This window comes from Chryseobacterium oryzae, assembly GCF_022811665.1.
Classification (GTDB): domain Bacteria; phylum Bacteroidota; class Bacteroidia; order Flavobacteriales; family Weeksellaceae; genus Chryseobacterium; species Chryseobacterium oryzae.
Genome location: NZ_CP094529.1, coordinates 255,209 through 273,384 on the forward strand (window position 1 = coordinate 255,209; position 18,176 = coordinate 273,384).

15 protein-coding genes are annotated in these 18,176 nt (G+C 35.1%); 5 read left to right on the plus strand and 10 right to left on the minus strand.

Going from position 1 to position 18,176, the window contains the following annotated elements; all coding sequences use genetic code 11:
• The first annotated feature begins 48 nt into the window (after positions 1–48).
• Entirely contained in the window at positions 49–1,140 is a 1,092-nt protein-coding gene (gene dinB / locus MTP08_RS01160) for a DNA polymerase IV (protein WP_243576721.1), read from the plus strand.
• A 41-nt stretch (positions 1,141–1,181) separates the two neighbouring features.
• Positions 1,182–2,654 carry an alpha-amylase gene (locus MTP08_RS01165; RefSeq protein WP_243576722.1) on the plus strand — a complete coding sequence of 491 codons (1,473 nt, stop codon included), beginning with the start codon at positions 1,182–1,184 and terminating at the stop codon, positions 2,652–2,654.
• 167 nt (positions 2,655–2,821) lie between these two features.
• Here the strand turns inward: MTP08_RS01165 and MTP08_RS01170 are convergent, their stop codons facing one another.
• The 6 genes from MTP08_RS01170 to MTP08_RS01195 form a co-directional block, all read right to left on the minus strand.
• Positions 2,822–3,748 (minus strand): Kelch repeat-containing protein, encoded by a 927-nt coding sequence (locus tag MTP08_RS01170; RefSeq protein ID WP_243576723.1) that lies wholly within the window; start codon positions 3,746–3,748, stop codon positions 2,822–2,824.
• A gap of 160 nt (positions 3,749–3,908) precedes the next feature.
• The gene (locus MTP08_RS01175; RefSeq protein ID WP_243576724.1) at positions 3,909–4,283 is read right to left on the minus strand and encodes a hypothetical protein; all 375 of its coding nucleotides are present in this window, start codon (positions 4,281–4,283) and stop codon (positions 3,909–3,911) included.
• A gap of 551 nt (positions 4,284–4,834) precedes the next feature.
• On the minus strand, positions 4,835–6,460 hold the full coding sequence (gene groL / locus MTP08_RS01180; protein ID WP_243576725.1) for a chaperonin GroEL: 1,626 nt from the start codon (positions 6,458–6,460) through the stop codon (positions 4,835–4,837).
• Between the two features lie 111 nt (positions 6,461–6,571).
• Positions 6,572–6,850, minus strand: a complete 279-nt coding sequence (locus MTP08_RS01185; protein WP_243576726.1) for a co-chaperone GroES — start codon at positions 6,848–6,850, stop codon at positions 6,572–6,574.
• A 165-nt stretch (positions 6,851–7,015) separates the two neighbouring features.
• Positions 7,016–9,394, minus strand: coding sequence for a M1 family metallopeptidase (locus MTP08_RS01190; protein ID WP_243576727.1), 2,379 nt, complete (start codon positions 9,392–9,394; stop codon positions 7,016–7,018).
• A 66-nt stretch (positions 9,395–9,460) separates the two neighbouring features.
• Positions 9,461–10,039 carry a HupE/UreJ family protein gene (locus MTP08_RS01195; RefSeq protein ID WP_243576728.1) on the minus strand — a complete coding sequence of 193 codons (579 nt, stop codon included), beginning with the start codon at positions 10,037–10,039 and terminating at the stop codon, positions 9,461–9,463.
• 77 nt (positions 10,040–10,116) lie between these two features.
• On the opposite strand from MTP08_RS01195, the gene MTP08_RS01200 reads away from it, so the two are divergent.
• Entirely contained in the window at positions 10,117–10,617 is a 501-nt protein-coding gene (locus MTP08_RS01200) for a DUF6702 family protein (protein ID WP_243576729.1), read from the plus strand.
• A gap of 3 nt (positions 10,618–10,620) precedes the next feature.
• On the opposite strand, the gene MTP08_RS01205 is transcribed toward MTP08_RS01200, so the two are convergent.
• The 4 genes from MTP08_RS01205 to MTP08_RS01220 all read right to left on the minus strand — a co-directional run bounded on the left by MTP08_RS01205 (position 10,621) and on the right by MTP08_RS01220 (position 15,559).
• Positions 10,621–11,214, minus strand: a complete 594-nt coding sequence (locus MTP08_RS01205; protein ID WP_243576730.1) for an acyl carrier protein phosphodiesterase — start codon at positions 11,212–11,214, stop codon at positions 10,621–10,623.
• Between the two features lie 82 nt (positions 11,215–11,296).
• Positions 11,297–12,838: a zinc-dependent metalloprotease gene (locus MTP08_RS01210; RefSeq protein ID WP_243576731.1), complete on the minus strand. Its 1,542-nt coding sequence runs from the start codon at positions 12,836–12,838 to the stop codon at positions 11,297–11,299.
• Between the two features lie 112 nt (positions 12,839–12,950).
• Positions 12,951–14,300, minus strand: a complete 1,350-nt coding sequence (radA, locus tag MTP08_RS01215; RefSeq protein WP_243576732.1) for a DNA repair protein RadA — start codon at positions 14,298–14,300, stop codon at positions 12,951–12,953.
• A 200-nt stretch (positions 14,301–14,500) separates the two neighbouring features.
• Positions 14,501–15,559, minus strand: a complete 1,059-nt coding sequence (locus tag MTP08_RS01220) for a 2,3-butanediol dehydrogenase (protein WP_243576733.1) — start codon at positions 15,557–15,559, stop codon at positions 14,501–14,503.
• Between the two features lie 234 nt (positions 15,560–15,793).
• Between MTP08_RS01220 and MTP08_RS01225 the strand changes: the two genes are divergently transcribed.
• Positions 15,794–16,363: a YceI family protein gene (locus MTP08_RS01225; RefSeq protein WP_243576734.1), complete on the plus strand. Its 570-nt coding sequence runs from the start codon at positions 15,794–15,796 to the stop codon at positions 16,361–16,363.
• A gap of 135 nt (positions 16,364–16,498) precedes the next feature.
• Entirely contained in the window at positions 16,499–18,106 is a 1,608-nt protein-coding gene (locus tag MTP08_RS01230; RefSeq protein ID WP_243576735.1) for a CTP synthase, read from the plus strand.
• Positions 18,107–18,176 lie beyond the last annotated feature (70 nt).

The window sequence follows — 18,176 nt, forward strand, 5'->3', positions numbered from 1 at the left end:
CTAAAACTTTAGATTTCGATGAAATATTAGAATCCATATCTTTGTGATATGGATTCTTCTTTTCCCAACCGTAAAATAATTCATGTTGATATGGATGCATTTTATGCTTCTGTGGAGCAATATGATAATCCTGCACTTCGGGGAAAAGCAATTGCTGTGGGAGGCGGTCATCGCGGAGTTGTTTCTGCGGCAAGTTATGAAGCCAGAAAATATGGAGTTCGTTCTGCAATGCCAAGTAAAACCGCCAAAGAGAAATGTCCGCATCTTATTTTTGTTCCGCCAAGATTTGCCAGGTATAAAGAAATTTCTAAAAAAATACGTGAGATTTTCTACGAATATACAGATCTTGTAGAACCACTTTCTTTAGATGAAGCCTATTTGGATGTTACGGAAAATAAAATGGGAATGGTTTCGGCAAATCAGATAGCTAAAGAAATTCGGCAGAAAATATTTGAGCAAACGGGATTAACCGCTTCTGCAGGAATTTCAATTAATAAATTCTTAGCAAAAGTTGCTTCGGATATTAATAAGCCCAACGGACAAAAAACCATTCACCCTGATAAAATAGAATCGTTTTTGGAAGAGTTACCTGTAGAAAAATTTTATGGTGTAGGAAAGGTTACTGCCAATAAAATGTTCAGTTTATCCATTTTCAAAGGAAAAGATTTAAAAAAGAAATCGCTGGAAGATCTAACCAGACTTTTTGGAAAATCGGGTGCATATTATTATAATGTGGTGCGGGGAATTCATTTGTCTGAGGTAAAACCTCACCGGATTCAGAAAAGTGTTGCTGTAGAACGTACTTTTTTTGAAGATCTTTCCGATGAACAGCAGATTACAGAAAAACTTCAGAATTTAAGTGAAGAACTGCACATAAGGCTTCAGAAAAATAATATTTTGGGACGTTCTTTAACTTTAAAGATAAAATATAAAGATTTCTCACTTTTTACCCGAAGTTTTACAAAAGACGAATATTTCAGTTCGCCCGAACAATATTTTTCAACCGCAAAAAAATTATGGGAACTCCGCCCTTTCGATAAAGCGGTACGATTATTGGGATTATCATTATCACACCTCAACACAGAAGAAAAAAAGCAGATCTCTGTTCAGCTTAAAATTCCTTTTGAGGAGTTTGAATAAGCAAAATCTCATTAATTGATATCACAAAATTTACTTTTATTATGAACTCAACCATGATACAGTTTTTCCATTGGTATTCTGAAGGAAAAGGAAAACTATGGAATCACGCAGCAGAACAATCGCAATATTTATCAGATTTAGGAATAACTTCAGTTTGGTTTCCGCCTGCTTACAAAGGAACAGATGGAGAAAATTCGATAGGATATGATGCTTATGATCTTTTTGATCTCGGTGAATTCGATCAAAAAAATGCTGTCGGAACAAAGTATGGAACCAAAGACGATTACCTCAATGCTATTAAAACTCTTAAAGATAAAAATATACAGATTATTGTAGATATTGTGTTAGGGCATAAAGCCGGTGGAGATGAGCTTGAAAAATTTAAAGCAGTAAAAGTGGATGAAGAAAACAGAGATAAAGTGATTTCCGATACCATTGAAATAGAATCTTATACAAAATTTACGTTTCCCGGAAGACAGAAAAAATATTCTGAATTCGAATGGAATTTTACCTGCTTCAGTGGAGTAGATTATGCAGAAGGTAAAGATTCGCACATTTATAAAATTATTTCGGAGTACGGCGATGGATGGGAAAAAATGATTGATGATGAAAAAGGGAATTATGATTATCTAATGTTCAATGATGTAGAACACAGAAATCCTCATGTTCGTGAAGAGTTGAATAAATGGGCTCAGTGGTATTTCGAACAGACAGATTTTGATGGAGTAAGATTGGATGCTTTAAAACATATTTCGTTCGATTTTTACAAAGAATGGCTTACACTTCTCCGCTCTAACACCGGGAAAAATATTTTTGCAGTAGGAGAGTATTGGGCTCCCGGATATTTGGATTTGCTTCAGAAATATATAGAAACTACAGAAGGTTGCATGAGTCTTTTCGACAGTTCTCTTCAAAATAATTTCTGTACCGCTTCAAGAGAGGGAAATTCTTATGATTTGAGAAGAATTTTTGATGAAACTTTAACTCAGGCAGATCCTATGCATTCTGTAAGCTTGGTAGATAATCATGATACTCAGCCTTTGCAGGATTTAGAAGCTCCAGTGGAATATTGGTTTAAACCTATTGCGTATGCATTAATTTTGTTGCGTGAAAATGGTTATCCCTGCATTTTTTATCCCGATTTATATGGTGCTCATTACAAAGATTATGACAGGGAAGGAAACGAACAGGAAATTTTTCTTAATAAAGTAGATGGAATAGAAGGGTTGCTAAAAGCGAGAAAAGATAATGCTTACGGAGTTCAGCGAGATTATTTTGAAGATGCAAATTGCTTAGGCTGGGTAAGAGAAGGAAATGATGAATATTCTGGCTGTGCAGTAGTATTGAGCAATAAAAATGCTTATGAAAAACCTATGGAAATGGGCAAAAAATATGCTGGTAAAACTTTTTTTGATCTACTCGGACGATTTGAAGATAAAGTTGTGATCGATGAAAATGGTTGGGGTAATTTCCCTGTTCCGGCAGGAAATGTAAGTGTTTGGATTGCCGAGTAAATGATAGCTCCCAAAACCAATAATTGTAGCATCCTACATTTATTTATAGCAATGATTTTTTCATACTATAATTACTTAAAACAAAAAAACCGCTTTAAGTGAAGTGGTTTTTGTTTTTTATTGTTCAAAATGGGGAAATTTTGGGTAGCAAGTGCATTTTCATTGGTTTATTTAGTGGAAAGCACTTCTTCGCTAATATCTGCAACCTGAATGCTTTTAATAGCTGATTTGGTTGATGATGTTGTACTTCCGCCCATGATGTATAATTTATTGTTATTGATTTCCGCGGCAGCGTGTCGTCTGGGAATCATGTTGGATGATAACTTATGCAACTTGTTGGTTTCTGTATCAAAATAAGCCAGAAAATTTTGATTGTTATAACCGCCTGCAATAAAAATCTTATTACCCGATACCGCTAATGAATGTCCCGATATCGCTGCAGGCATCGTATATTGCTCAGTCCACTCATTTTTGTTGAGATCAAACACATTGACCAGGCGCGATGATGTACCGTTAAAACCACCAATAACATAGAGCTTATCATTCACAATTTTACCTCTTGCTTCTCTGGCTGTTGGCATATTCGGTAATGTGTGCCATGTGTCTGAAGCAATGTCGTAACATTGGAATCTGTCAGAAAATACTGTGGTGGCGGCATTGTTTAATCCACTTCCTCCGAAGGTATATATTTTTCCGTTGTGGATGGCAGAACCGGCATTTCCTGTGTAGGCACGGTTAACAGCTCCTTTTGTTTTTTGATGCGTTTCTAGGTCTATAATTTCAAGATTGCTGTTTCCCCAACCGTTAAAAATATAGATTTTATTACCGTAAATTTCCGAATTGGCGAATCTTTTAGGAACCAAATTAGAATTGATGACAGTCCAACGGTTATCTTTAATGCTGTATTTTTCAATAATCGTGGCATTACCATCCGAATCTTTATAGCCATTGCTTACATAGATATTGTCGCCTGCAATGGTACTGCTTATCGCTCCTCTTTTCACAGACATATCCGAAAGATGTTTAAAGTTTAAGGTTTGCGCATTGGCTAAACATAAACCGAAAAGTGAAAGGAGGAATGATTTTGTTTTCAAGGGTGTGGAGGTTTGGGTTGAAAAATATCTTTTAAATATAGGGAAAAGTAGTGGATTGGAAATTTGGAACATTGTGAAAAGTGAAAACCGCTTCCCAAAAGCGGTTTTTATGTTTTTGTAGGTGAAATTGTGACTTTCACACCATCATATCGTAATTTTTTTAATCTTTAAAACCTGTAAATCTATAAATACGTTTAGTAACTTTTCTGCCTTCTCCAGACATTCCAGCTTTCAAAGATTTCTCTTCATAGTTTACACCAAGATTTCCTTTGCCGAAACCTTCAAAATATTCTTCAATTTCTACTATTTCGGCACTTTCTATTCTTTTAGATATAGCTAATTCTTGTGCAACTTTAGCTTCTAGCTCAAGAATTTCAGTTTCCACTTTTTTACGATTCAGTTCTTGATTTATTCTTGATTCATCATTAGTTTGTAATATGTCGCGAGAACTCTTTTGTGAATCAATAAATTGTTCTGCAATTGTAGATGCTATTCCATACAAAGGGAATGCTGTTTTTATAGTATCATTTATCATAGGCTTTTAACTTTTTAAAAAGTAATTAATATAAATTTATAGAAGTAAAAATAAATAAATAAATCTAAATACTAAAGATTACCAACATAGCCTTTTTATGTCTTTATTCTATTGCTCAAAATTTGAGACTGTGAGCAGTTGGGGATACTTGTACGAACTTTGGTTATATTTTTTAGGATTAAGATCGGGTTTGATTGTGTACCTAAAATTTAAACAAACTATTATAGCCCTTAGACACAATATGGTAAATCATCAAAATTATTTTATTTAGAACTGCTTCAAATTCAGAATATTTGTCAACATCTTTAATTTTCATCAGATAATTCCCAAGATTAAATTTATTTTCTTTCTGAAACTCAAACATATTTTGTTGAAAAGCAGAAATGCCAAATTGATTTATATGTCCTTGAAAATCAATTTTTCGAGAATTTTTTGTTCTTCTTATTTTTGATTATTTATCCAATTAGTAAAAGAGCTATTTAATAATTAATAGTACAAAAAAACCGCTCAGAAAAATCTGAACGGTTTAAATTTATTTATAGCAGTTAAGACTACATCATTCCTGGCATTCCACCACCCATTGGCATAGCTGGTTCGTCTTTTTTCACTTCAGTAATTACACATTCAGTTGTTAAAAGCATTCCGGAAACAGAAGCTGCGTTTTCAAGGGCAACTCTTGTTACTTTTGTAGGGTCGATGATACCTGCTTCAAGCATATTTACATACTCGTCGGTTTTAGCATTGTATCCGAAATCTGCAGTTCCTTCAGAAACTTTAGCAACGATTACAGAACCTTCACCTCCTGCGTTAGCAACGATTTGTCTCAATGGCTCTTCAATGGCTCTTTTTACGATTTTGATCCCTGTATTTTCGTCTGCATTAGTACCAGAAAGATCGTTTAGAGAAGCGATAGCTCTTACCAAAGCAACACCACCACCAGCTACGATACCTTCTTCAACTGCTGCTCTTGTAGCGTGAAGTGCATCATCTACTCTATCTTTTTTCTCTTTCATTTCAACTTCAGAAGCTGCACCAACGTAAAGAACGGCAACACCACCAGCTAATTTAGCCAGTCTTTCCTGAAGTTTTTCTCTGTCGTAATCAGAAGTAGTAGTTTCCATCTGAGCTTTGATCTGGTTTACTCTACCTTTAATTTTAGCTTCTTCACCACCACCGTTTACTACAGTTGTGTTGTCTTTATCAATAGTTACTTTTTCAGCAGTTCCCAACATATCCAAAGAAATGTTTTCCATTGTGAAACCTTGCTCTTCAGAAATTACCTGACCGCCAGTTAAGATTGCGATGTCTTCCAACATAGCTTTTCTTCTGTCACCAAATCCTGGAGCTTTTACAGCCGCAATTTTAAGAGAACCTCTTAATTTATTTACTACTAAAGTTGCCAAAGCTTCCCCTTCAACTTCTTCAGAGATAATTAATAAAGATTTACCACCTTGAGCGATTGGTTCAAGAACAGGAAGCAATTCTTTCATTGAAGAGATTTTTTTCTCTACTAAAAGAATGTAAGGATTTTCAAGTTCAGCTAACATTTTCTCAGGGTTAGTTACAAAATATGGCGATTGGTAACCTCTGTCAAACTGCATACCTTCTACAACATCAACAGTTGTATCGATACCTTTAGCTTCTTCTACAGTAATAACTCCTTCTTTACCCACTTTTCCGAAAGCTTCAGCGATTAAAGCACCGATAGTTTCGTCGTTATTCGCAGAAACTGAAGCAACCTGCTTCACCATTTCTGTAGAATCTCCAACAGTTTTAGACTGAGATTTTAAGTTTTCAACTACAGCAGTTACAGCTTTGTCGATTCCTCTTTTCAAATCCATTGGATTTGCCCCTGCAGCTACGTTTTTAAGACCTTCTCTTACGATAGCCTGTGCCAAAACAGTAGCGGTAGTAGTACCGTCTCCTGCAATATCATTAGTTTTGGAAGCCACTTCTTTTACCATTTGCGCTCCCATGTTTTCTACTCTGTCTTCAAGTTCGATTTCTTTTGCAACAGAAACACCGTCTTTAGTTACGTGAGGTGCACCGAAAGATTTTTCGATCACTACATTTCTCCCTTTTGGTCCTAAAGTTACTTTTACTGCATTAGCCAATGCATCAACCCCTCTTTTTAAAGCGTCTCTTGATTCAATATCGAATTTTATTTCTTTTGCCATTTTATTTAGATGTTAGATGTTAGACGTCAGATGTTAGACGCCAAGCATTATTTGAAAATTTGTTTTGTATTCAGTTTTAAGTCTGAAATCTGATGTCTTGTATCTGGAGTCTTATCCGATAATTCCTAAAAGGTCTCCTTCTTTAACAATTAAAAAATCTTTTCCGTCTAATTTTAATTCAGAACCAGAATATTTTCCATAAAGAACTTTGTCTCCCACTTTTACAGTTGTAGGCTCGTCTTTTTTACCTGGACCTACCGCTACTACAGTACCTTCCTGAGGTTTTTCTTTTGCAGTGTCCGGAATAATAATACCTGAAGCTGTTTTAGTTTCTGCAGCGATTGGTTCTACCAAAACTCTGTCTGCTAATGGTCTAAAGTTTACTGACATAATATATTTAAATTTTTAATTATTTCTGTGGTGATTTTCCCCAAATGTATGCCAATAGATAACAGAGAAATTTTTGGCAGAGTTTATTGAGTTGAGCGGAAATTTTGGCAGAAAAAAAGGACTGTAAATTTACAGTCCTTTCATGTTTGTTTTTAAACGTAAAATTTAGTTTTTCTTTCCAGCGGCCTGCATCGGGTTTACTTTTCCGTTGGCTCCGCCTCTTACGGTTGCTTTTTGTTTTTCTTTAAATACTTGGAATTTAGAATTTTCTGCAGAACTTCCATCATTACTCCAAAAGTTGTTAGAGGTATCAATATCCGCAGTTTCTCGCATTGGATCCAGCTGAATAGATTTTATTTTCTTATCAAAATAAAAAGTTTTAGATACTTTCTGTTCATTGTGCCTCCAAATTTGTGCTGAAGATTTATCTTTTAATTTTGAGCCGTCTTCAAAAGTAAATTCAAGAATAATAGGCATTACCATTCCGCCTTTATTGGTGAAATCAATTTGATATGCAGTCATGTTTCTGAACTTTTCTTGATCCTTTTTGTCTAAAGATTCATTTCCGTCAGATTTAAAAGAATATTCTTTATTGGTGTCTATTTTTTCCTGACCACGGTCATATTTATAGTAGAAATCCTGAAGACTTTTATCTTTTTCGACTTCAAAACTAATGTTTTTATCTTCTCTGTTTCTTTGTTTGGATATATCATCAAACTCATTTTGTATAGGTTTTTCAACCTTATATTTTATCTCTTTTTCTGGTTGCGAAACTTCGAAATCTGGTGTTGCAATGGTAACTTTATCTATAGCAATATCTACAGGATCTGTTCCGTAAAACCAGCCTCTCCAGAACCAGTCGAGATCTTCGCCGCTTGCATCTTCCATTGTTCTGAATAAATCTGCAGGTTCAGGATGTCTGAATGCCCATCTTTTCGAATATGTTTTGAAAGCTTTATCAAAAAGTTCTCTTCCCATAATGGTTTCACGAAGGATATTCAATCCCGTTGCCGGTTTTGCATAAGCGTTCGGGCCAAACTGAATAATGTTTTCCGAATTGCTCATGATAGGTTCCAGTTGGTTTTTCGGAAGTTTCATATAATCCACAATCGTCCAAGCGGGTCCTCGTTTAGAAGGGAATTTATTGTCCCATTTTTCTTCTGTTAAATATTCTGTAAAAGTATTTAAACCTTCATCCATCCAGCTCCACTGTCTTTCGTCTGAATTGATAATCATCGGGAAAAAGTTGTGCCCCACTTCATGAATGATAACCCCAATCATTCCATTTTTTGTGCCTTCGGAATAAGTGCCGTCTTTTTCGGTTCTTCCATAGTTAAAGCAGATCATAGGATATTCCATTCCATTGGCTGCTTCCACCGATTGAGCTACAGGATATGGATAAGGAATTGTAAATTCTGAGTATGTTTTGATGGTATGAGCCACCGCTTTCGTAGAAAATTTTCTGTACAAACCATAAGCTTCTTTAGGATAGAAACTCATTGCCATTACTTTATTATTGTTTTCCGGAATTAAAACTCCCATACCGTCCCACACAAACTTTCGGGAAGAAGTCCAAGCGAAATCTCTAACATCTTTAGCTTCAAAAACCCATGTTTTTCTCTGTTTAGAATGATTTTTTTCTGCTTTTTTAGCTTCGTCTAGCGTTACAATTTCAATGGGTTCATTAGAAGTCTGTGCTTTTTTATACCTCAATAATTGTTCTGAACTAAGAACCAGATCATAATTTTTGCACTCCCCGGTTCCGCCCACAATATGATCTGAAGGAACATTGATAGATACTTTGTAGTTTCCGAAAACTAACGCAAATTCTCCTCTACCTGTAAACTGATGATTTTGCCACCCGTGAAAATCGCTGTAAACACACATTCTCGGGAACCACTGGGTAATGGTGTACAAATCATTGCCGTCTTCTGCGAAATTTTCGTAACCGCCACGACCACCCATTTTTATTCGGTTCGGGATATTGTAATTCCAGTCTACTTTAAAAACAAATTTTTCTCCTTTTTTCAGACTTTTAGGCAAGTCAATACGCATCATTGTCTTGTTGACTGTGTACAGTAAAGAATTTCCAGATGCATCCGTAACTTTTTCCAAAGTAACTCCATAGCCATTGTCTTTTACGGGAAGCTCAGAAACTTTCAGCTGTTGATCATTCAAAGATTTCGGAAGAGTAGAAGAGAACTGATAGTCTGCTTTTTTTACTGTAGACTGTTGGTTTTCATCCAGCTGTAGCCAAATGTAGTCTAAATCATCCGGAGAATTGTTGTAATAGGTAACCGTTTCAGAACCTTTAAGATTTCTTTTGTCTTCATCCAAATAAGCGAAAATTTCGTAATCGGCTCTGTTTTGCCAATATGCATGCCCCGGAGCTCCGGAAGCTGTTCTGTAAACATTGGGAGTGGGAAGAATGGTTCCCAGTTGCTCGAATTTATTTCCGTGGTTGCTTCCAGGATTATTCTGAATTTGCTGTGCGGAAACACCAAAATATAAAAATACTGAAAGGGCAGTAACCTGTAGTTTCATGAAACGAAAATTTAATAATTATCAAATATAATAATAAGTAGTTGAAAATTTAGAAATGTTTAAGCCTTAAAAAGGAATTCTTTCTAAAGTCATCTTCATAGAAAGTGCAAAAACACCCGAGGAAACAAAAAGAATCCAGTCTTTTTTATTAATCTTAAATACATCTAAAAGAATAAACAGCAGAAGTAAAATACCTAAAACAATTACAATCTGCCCAAGTTCCAACCCAATATTGAATCCTAATAAAGGAACTGCAATACTTTGGCTTTTGGCTATCATTACTCTTGCGGTATTGGCAAATCCCATCCCATGAATTAAACCAAAAAATAATGCCAGATAATAATTGAAATTGCTTTTGGATTTATTGTTGTTTTTGTTAATAATATTTCCAAAAGACGTTAAAACAATCGTCAGCGGAATTAAAAACTCCACCCAATCTGAAGAAACTCGTACAATATCTAAAATGCTTAAAGCAAGCGTGATGGAATGCCCAATGGTAAAAGCAGTTACCAAAACAAGAATTTTTTTCCAGTCTTTGGATGTGTAGACTGCAATTAACGCTAAAACGAAAAGCTGATGATCTAGAGCATCAAGAGAAATAATATGTTCCCAGCCAAGTTTCAGATAAAATAAAAAGTCCTGCATGATGTTTTTGAATATTAGGGTTACGAAAATAATGATTAATTTCGGAACTGATTTTGAACGGCAACCGTATTCTACTTATGAAAAAGTTTTTTGTTTTTTTGCTTCCGCTTTTATTTTTGTTCTCTTTTACAAAATCCAAACATCCGTATCATGTTGGCTCGGTTGAGGTTAATTATAATTCTAAATCCAAATCTTTTGAGGTTACCGGGAGATTTTTTCTGGATGATCTGGAAAATGCTTTGTCTAAAAAATATGGCAAATCTCTTCATTTTAATGATGCGAAATATAAAAGTCAGCTCGATGAGGCAATTAAAAATTACAGTTTAGATTATTTTAAACTTAGAAATAATAATCAGTTTTTGAAGGTGAATTATATCGGTTACGAAGAAGACAGCGAATCTGTAAATATCTATCTTGAATCTGAGAAAACAGAAAGCCCCAAAAAAGTTGAGGCCGCAGTAAGCTTTTTGTATAATTTATTCGATGATCAGATCAATTTGGTTCATATCATCGTAAATGGAAGCCGTAAAAGTGAAAAATTGACTTATCCCAACAGATACGTATTTCAGCAATTTTAAATTTTATTTTTGAAGTTGCAGCAATGCATTCTCTACCTTTGCATGTGCTAAAAGATCCGGAAAAAATTCGTTGTAGCAATTTTGCAGGATATTTTTATTGTCTAAAAAAGCCTCGAAAACAGGGATGTCTTTTTCCAAATACTTAGCTTTATTCAACACATTCTGAATACTGAACTTAATTCCCCAATCTTCACGGTAGTTAAAAAGCCAGTCGTCTTGTTCCATTTTAGTCAGCATTCTTTTAAAAGTTTCAGGAAAGTAATGTAAATTCTCGTTAAGTACGCGGTATACGTTTAGAGAATGCTTTTTCCAGCCGTTCAAAGAATGTAATTTGAAGTCGGTAGCCAAGAAATAGTCCATAGAAACATCTACAAATGCTCCTGCGTATAATCTTACCAAAGGACTGAATACTTTTTTAGCTTCATGAATGGCAGGATGCGCATCAGTAAAAGTATCTATAGCTCTGTGGAGAGTAATGCCGTCCTGAATGTCTTTTGGAAAATTAAACCGCTCTTTATTACGGATAAAATCTTCGAGAAACTGCCCGACAATTTGTCCGTCATTAAAGGTTAGAAAAGAATGGGCAAGAAAATTCATGTATTGATGTTGATTTGTAAAAAGCAAAAACCTTTATCTTACAGACTAAGATAAAGGTTTTTGGTTTATTTTCAAACAAAAATTATTTTATAATAAACTTTTTGCTTGCTACAAAGGTGTTTTTATCGTTGTAAACATTCAGAAAATATTCTCCAGAAGGTAAACCTCTTAGATTGATGGTTTTATGGTTGCTCGAAGCCACAGTTTGCCCCAAAACATTAATGACTTTAAAAATATAAGACTCATCATTTTTAATCCAGATATTAATTTCATCCTTGGCGGGATTAGGGAAAATGCTAAAATCTTTTACATCCTTATTTCCAACTTCAAAAGTTCCCAAATTGGCTGTCGGCATAAACTGTGAAACAACACAGGCAAATTTAGAAAAACCTACTGCTTCATTGGAAGGGTTTGGATTTCCTACCGCAATACCTGTAGGTTCGGAGTTGTAATTTACTGCTGGGTTCGCCCATTTGTTGACTCTTGTACAGCTAATTCCGCTGTTTGCACATTCGTTATTATAAGCCATTATGGTTCTCCATCTTTGGGAAGGAGTGCTGGATGTTCCTCCCGTAATAGCGGTTTGATTGCTGTAGCCATGATAATTGCTGCACGGAGTAGTGCTTGTATCTACATACCAATCGTGTCTGAGACCCATATTATGTCCCATTTCGTGAGAAAGACTGTAGTTGCTTACCACACAGTTGACTAACGAAACAGAAAAAGCTATATTGGAAGAATAGTTGGTAGGATTGGTATTAAGATAACCTAATCCGCAGGTATTTGTAGGGGTAGATGTAACTAAGGCACAAAGATCTGCACCGTAAGTAGTTCTTAATGTATGAACATCATCTAGTTGGCCATCACCATTATTTCTGAAATTAGCTAAATCTATAGACAAATCTCCAGATTCTGCATAAATGATTTCTCCAGAATAAACAAGATTGATGAATGTATTGGTAACTCCGGAATTATTTAAAGCGATATTAAAATTGGTAATTGCTGTTGCTGCAAAAGAGTTACTTTGTGAAACGCCACCCCAAACATTCTTTGCATCGGTTGTATACACAATGAGAACATCAATTGTGGTAGATGGACAAACGGGTGTAGCATCTAAACATACATTTGAATTCACTTTTTGGGAAATCCCCGAAGTGGGCATAACAAAATCAACTCCATTAGAATCTTTTTGAATAAATGAAGCTTCACTCACTTTAGAAACAGCAAAAAGATTGTTTTCTAACTGATGAAAAATAATTTTTTCTCCCAACGAAGAAGCATACATCCCGGTTATGGCATTTCCTGCTTTAGACAGAACCAATTCAGAATTTGGTTCGTTTTGTACAGTAAAAATGGAAGATTCGCTGCCATTGCTATATTTAAAACTTCTTGAAAATTCAGCCTGAATTTCTCTGTTGGAAGGTAAAATTATTGTAAGATCAGACTTTATATCGAAAGAAGACTGTATATAATATTTGGTTGAAAGGTAAGTTTCAGAAAGCTTTTTATCAATCTTCTGATTAGGATTTAGGCTGTTTTCACCGATATTGTTTTGGAATATTTTGTTTTGGGAAAACATAATGATGCTGCAAAAAAGCATCAAAAAAGTAATGTTATTCTTCATTGTTTGAATTGAAAATTATTGAATGACAAATATATAGATAAGTGATGATGAAATAAGTAATCAGTTTGTTAATTTTCGATTTTGTTATCTTTCAGCAAAAATTCAAATTCCTTTAAAAAAGTCTTTCGTGAAAATCTTCCACTTTGCTTACTTCTTCAATCTTAATTCCGAATTTTCTTTTAGGAATTTTATTAAGGTTAGACACAAAAATTTTTTCATAGCCTAATTTTTCAGCTTCTGTAATTCTTTGTTCTACCTGAGCCACAGGACGAATTTCTCCGCTTAGCCCAATTTCTCCGGCAAAACAGAACTGTTCGGAAATAGCAATATCTTCATTGCTCGATAAAATGGATGCTACAACTGCTAAATCTAATGCGGGATCGTCTGTTTTTATACCTCCGGTAATGTTTAAGAATACATCTTTTGCACCCAATTGAAAGCCTGCTCTCTTTTCCAGAACTGCAAGAAGCATATTAAGCCTTTTAGAATCGAAACCTGTGCAGCTTCTTTGCGGAGTTCCGTAAACGGCACTGCTTACCAAAGCCTGAATTTCTAGCAGCATCGGTCTGTTTCCTTCTAAAGTTACCGCAACCGAATTTCCGGAAAGTTCTTCAAATTTTTTGGTGATTAAAATTTCAGAAGGATTTTTTATTTCTTTCAGACCTTGAGAAATCATTTCGTAAATACCAATTTCCGAGGTAGATCCGAAACGGTTTTTATTAGCTCTTAACAGTCTGAAAAGATGGTTTCTGTCGCCATCGAAGTTCAGAACTACGTCTACCATGTGTTCTAAAACTTTCGGACCGGCAATTTGACCGTCTTTGGTGATGTGACCAACCAGAAATACAGGGACATTGTTTTCTTTGGCGTATTTAATAATTTCGTTGGAGCATTCTCGGATTTGTGAAACTGTTCCGGGTGAACTTTCAATTAATTGGGACTGTAAGGTTTGTATAGAGTCGATAATGACAAAATCAGGCTCCAGTTTTTTGGCTTCATGCAGAATTTTTTCAAGATTGGTTTCCGTAAAAAGAAAACAGTTGGGATTTTTAATTTCTGCCAAACGGTCTGCTCTCATTTTTATTTGCGAAGCACTTTCTTCTCCCGAAACATAGAATATTTTTTTCTTCATTTTGAGTGCAAGCTGCAATAAAAGGGTAGATTTCCCAATTCCTGGTTCGCCGCCGATTAAAGTAACCGATCCAAGAACAATTCCGCCTCCTAGAACACGGTTGAGCTCATCGGAAGGAGTTTTTATTCTAGGTTCTTCTACTGCTTCAACTTCGATAATGTTAATAACATGCTGCTTCGATTTGGAAAATGGGGGAGTTTTGGATGAGGTTTTTTCTACAATTTCTTCCACTAAAGTATTCCATTCTCCGCAGTTTTTGCATTGCCCCGACCATTGCGGATATTGCGAACCACAATTCTGACAGAAATATGCTGTTTTAAGTTTTGCCATTTTGCGAAATTGAAGATTTTTTTTTACATTTTCTAATTTTTAGAAGGTAAAAATTTTACAGATATAATGTTGGGTATTTTGGAAATTATTCTTCAGATAAAACATTTTAAATGATGAAATTTATTGGTATATAATAAAAAACCACCTCTATTTGAAAGACAAATGTAAGAGGTGGTTTGCAGAATTATCTATGAAAGTTTTTAGCTATTGGCTATATCAATAAGGATTTTTACTTCGGAAGGATCTTTAATCAGAGCTTCAAATCCGTCATTTACGATATTGTCTAAGGTAATTTTGCGTGTTACCAGTTTTTCTACATCCATTTTTTTAGAATCGATAAGCTGAATGACCTGTGGAAAAATATTTCGATAGGCAATGACGCCTTTCACTGTTTTTTCTAGACAAACTGCATCGAAAGCATCAAAGGTTACCGGTTTTCCAAATAAAGCCACCAATAAGTTGGTTCCACCATTTCTTAAGGCTTTCATTCCGTTAGTAAAAGTAGACTGTACACCTGCAGCATCAATAACACGGTCTACACCCAATCCTGTTATTTTGCGGATTTGTTCGGGGATATCGGTATCTAAACCGTTAATAATGTAATCGGCTCCAAGTTCTTTTGCTTTCTGAAGTCTTTTCTCTGAAACATCAATAACAAAAGTTTTTCCAGCTCCGGCAGCCATTGCAGCTTGCAGACACAAAAGACCAATAGGACCAGCTCCGAAAATTGCGCAGCTTTCACCCATTTTCAGTCCGCTTTGCATAACAGAATATACAGCAACAGCTGCAGGTTCTACCAATGCTCCCTGTTCGAAAGTCATGCTGTCTGGGATTTTGTGTACCATATAATCTTCTACAACAACAAAAGGAGCAAAACCTCCGTTGGCACTTAAACCTACAAATCCCAGAGGTTCAGAAAGATTGTATTCTCCACTGTTTACAAAAGGGCTTTTCGGATTTTTAAATATAGGCTCTACAACCACTCTGTCTCCAGGCTTAATGTCGGTTTGAGAGTCTTCTGAAACTTCGGTAACTACGCCGGAAAATTCGTGTCCTAAAGTGGTTACTCCAAAATGATTGTTTAAAGGATAAGGTTCTGTTGAAGGGATAAGATTGGGTCCGTGTACATATTCATGTAAATCTGAACCACAAATTCCTGCAAATTTTACTTCAATCTTAATTTGTTTTGTGCCTACAACGGGTTCGGCTGTTTCTTCTACACGTACATCTTTTGCGGCGTACCATCTTGCTGCTTTCATAGTTGTTTATTTGATTTTTTTTCTCTAACAAAATTAGTCAATATAAAGTGAAATTTCTTTAATTGTTTTGGAAATCAGAAGGTTTGTAGGGTGAAATATATCAAGTTTCTTGGTTCAGGAATCTGGGAAAAGATTTGTATATTTCATAGAAATGAAAATAAAAAATATACTTATCATAGATCAATGTTTTAGAATGCTGTTAGAAGTAAATTTGCACTATAAAATTTTAAAAAAATGAAAAAAATCGTATTAAGTTTTGTTTTTGCTTTAGTAAGCATGTTCACTTTTGCACAAACAACATGGTCTGTAGACCCAATGCACTCTTCTGTTAATTTCAATATCAAACACATGGGTATTAGCTTTGTACAAGGTAGATTCGATAAGTTTGAAGGAAGTGTTGTTACTCCAGGGGCAAATTTAGATCGTGCTCAATTTAACTTTTCTGTAAATACACAATCTATAAACACAGGAGTTGAGATGAGAGATAAGCACTTAAAAAGTGCTGATTTTTTTGACGCAGAAAAATTTCCTGAAATGAAGTTTGAAGGTGTTTCTGTCGTAGTTGGAAAAAATAAGTCTTATACTCTTAAAGGTAAATTAACGATTAAAGATGTTACTAAAGACATCAGCATACCTGTTACTTTTGGTGGTGTTGCTAAAAACCAGCAAGGTAAAGAAATTGCAGGAGTACAGGCAAAATTTACAGTTAATCGTTTAGATTATAACATTAAATACGACCCAACAGGAGCAGGTATTGCAAAAGATGTTGAGGTAAATGCATATTTTGAATTGGTTAAACAATAATTTTCATATATAATTTGGTTTAGGTGAAAGCTTCTCGGTTTCGGGAAGCTTTTTTTTGTTGTCCAACAGATTATGGATTTCAAAATAAATTGCTTTGCATTTCTTTTTCCCATAACTTTGCACAAACCTAATCTAATGAGTAAAAAGAATACAAAGTACATCTTTGTGACAGGAGGTGTAACTTCATCTTTGGGAAAGGGAATCGTTTCTGCTTCTCTTGGTCTACTACTAAAATCGCGTGGCTTCAGTGTAACTATTCAAAAGCTTGATCCTTATATCAATATTGATCCGGGAACTTTGAATCCTTATGAGCACGGTGAATGTTATGTAACCGAAGATGGTGCGGAGACAGATCTGGATTTAGGTCATTATGAGCGTTATCTCGATTCGCCAACTTCTCAGAATAACAATGTTACTACCGGAAAAATCTATCAGACTGTAATAGAAAAAGAGAGAAAAGGAGATTTTCTGGGAAAAACGGTTCAGGTAATTCCTCATATTACCAACGAAATCAAGCGAAGAATCAAGATTTTATCTAAACAGAATTACGATATCATTATTACTGAAATCGGTGGAACTGTTGGAGATATAGAATCTTTGCCATACATAGAAACGGTACGTCAGTTAAAATGGGAATTGGGTGAAAACAACTCAATGGTGATTCATTTAACATTATTACCGTATTTGGCATCAAGTGGAGAACTGAAAACGAAACCTTCTCAGCATTCTGTTCGTCAGTTGATGGAAAGCGGAATTATGGCAGATGTTTTGGTTTGCCGTACAGAACATACAATTCCTAAAGATCAAAGGGCAAAACTGGCTCAGTTCTGTAATGTTCCTTTGGACAATGTAATTGAATGTAAGGATTTGGATACTATCTATGAAGTTCCTATGTACCTTCAAAAACAAAATTTTGATGATGTAGTTCTTAAAGAATTAGATCTTAAAAGCGATAAAGAAGCAGACCTTAAAAACTGGAAATCTTTCTTGAAAAAATTTCAGAATCCTAAAAAATCTATCGAAATAGCATTAGTTGGTAAATATGTTTCTCTTCAGGATTCTTACATTTCTATTGCTGAAGCTTTTAAACATGCAGGAGCCAATTTGGAAACTGAAGTAAAAGTAAGATGGGTTTACAGTGGCGATTTAACGAAAGAAAATATTAAAGAAGCTTTAGACGGCGTTTCGGGTATATTGGTAGCTCCGGGATTTGGAGACAGAGGTATTGAAGGTAAAGTTCTTACTGCACAATATGCAAGAGAAAATAAAATTCCGATGTTGGGGATTTGTTTGGGTATGCAGATTATGACTATTGAATTTGCGAGAAATGTTTTAGGATATTCTAAAGCCAATTCTATGGAATTTGATACTTCTACCGAACATCCGGTTATTTCTTTAATGGAAGAACAGAAAAATGTTGTAGAAAAAGGCGGAACTATGCGTCTTGGAGCCTGGAAATGTTCTTTGAAAAAAGGTTCAGCATTAAACGATATCTACGGTTCGGAAAATATCAGCGAAAGACACCGCCATAGATACGAATTCAACAGCGAATATATGGATGAATTTGAAAAAAACGGATTCTTAGCCACAGGAACAAACCCGGAAACTGGTTTGGTAGAAGCTTTAGAAATGCCGAATCATCCTTTTTACGTTGGAGTACAGTATCACCCGGAATACAAAAGTACAGTAGCAACTCCGCATCCTTTGTTTAAGGCATTTATTAAAGCCTGTACATCAAAATAACTAAAATAATGATAACAACTTACAGTTCAGCAAAATCTTAGGCATAAAACCGGTAGAATTTGAAAATTAA

Bases quoted from the DNA above. Each gene is read 5' to 3' on its own strand.
- MTP08_RS01230 (WP_243576735.1), top strand. From the start codon at position 16,499: ATGAGTAAAAAGAATACAAAGTACATCTTTGTGACAGGAGGTGTAACT.
- MTP08_RS01185 (WP_243576726.1), bottom strand. From the start codon at position 6,850: ATGTCAGTAAACTTTAGACCATTAGCAGACAGAGTTTTGGTAGAACCA.
- MTP08_RS01200 (WP_243576729.1), top strand. From the start codon at position 10,117: ATGAAAAAGTTTTTTGTTTTTTTGCTTCCGCTTTTATTTTTGTTCTCT.
- MTP08_RS01195 (WP_243576728.1), bottom strand. From the start codon at position 10,039: ATGCAGGACTTTTTATTTTATCTGAAACTTGGCTGGGAACATATTATT.
- MTP08_RS01165 (WP_243576722.1), top strand. From the start codon at position 1,182: ATGAACTCAACCATGATACAGTTTTTCCATTGGTATTCTGAAGGAAAA.
- MTP08_RS01220 (WP_243576733.1), bottom strand. From the start codon at position 15,559: ATGAAAGCAGCAAGATGGTACGCCGCAAAAGATGTACGTGTAGAAGAA.
- groL (WP_243576725.1), bottom strand. From the start codon at position 6,460: ATGGCAAAAGAAATAAAATTCGATATTGAATCAAGAGACGCTTTAAAA.
- MTP08_RS01190 (WP_243576727.1), bottom strand. From the start codon at position 9,394: ATGAAACTACAGGTTACTGCCCTTTCAGTATTTTTATATTTTGGTGTT.
- MTP08_RS01225 (WP_243576734.1), top strand. From the start codon at position 15,794: ATGAAAAAAATCGTATTAAGTTTTGTTTTTGCTTTAGTAAGCATGTTC.
- MTP08_RS01210 (WP_243576731.1), bottom strand. From the start codon at position 12,838: ATGAAGAATAACATTACTTTTTTGATGCTTTTTTGCAGCATCATTATG.
- radA (WP_243576732.1), bottom strand. From the start codon at position 14,300: ATGGCAAAACTTAAAACAGCATATTTCTGTCAGAATTGTGGTTCGCAA.
- MTP08_RS01205 (WP_243576730.1), bottom strand. From the start codon at position 11,214: ATGAATTTTCTTGCCCATTCTTTTCTAACCTTTAATGACGGACAAATT.
- MTP08_RS01175 (WP_243576724.1), bottom strand. From the start codon at position 4,283: ATGATAAATGATACTATAAAAACAGCATTCCCTTTGTATGGAATAGCA.
- dinB (WP_243576721.1), top strand. From the start codon at position 49: ATGGATTCTTCTTTTCCCAACCGTAAAATAATTCATGTTGATATGGAT.